At 38.8% G+C, this 258-nt stretch carries 1 protein-coding gene; it reads right to left on the reverse strand.

What is annotated here, in order from left to right:
• The coding region (locus AAEY68_RS21275; RefSeq protein ID WP_350586852.1) for a serine hydrolase at nucleotides 1-258 on the reverse strand (258 nt) is incomplete at both ends.

The following is a 258-nucleotide window of genomic DNA, read 5'->3' on the forward strand; positions in this document are numbered from 1 at the left end:
GCGCTATACCAACGTTTTGTACCGCGCACGTGTGGTAATGCGTAATTTTCATCCTGAACCATAGATTCAAAACCTAAGCTGGCATCACTCATTTTTAAAGGCGCAAAAATAGTTTCCCGTAACCACTGCGCGTAACTTTTACCACTGCTTTGTAATATCACATTACCTATAAGGCTAAACATAACATTTTGATAACCGTAACATTCGCCTGGTTTGCAAATAGGTTTAACACTAAGTAATTTTTCAACAATACTGGGG

The sequence above is a fragment of the Pseudoalteromonas sp. RB2-MNA-CIBAN-0110 genome (genome assembly GCF_040309305.1).
GTDB lineage: Bacteria > Pseudomonadota > Gammaproteobacteria > Enterobacterales > Alteromonadaceae > Pseudoalteromonas > Pseudoalteromonas arctica.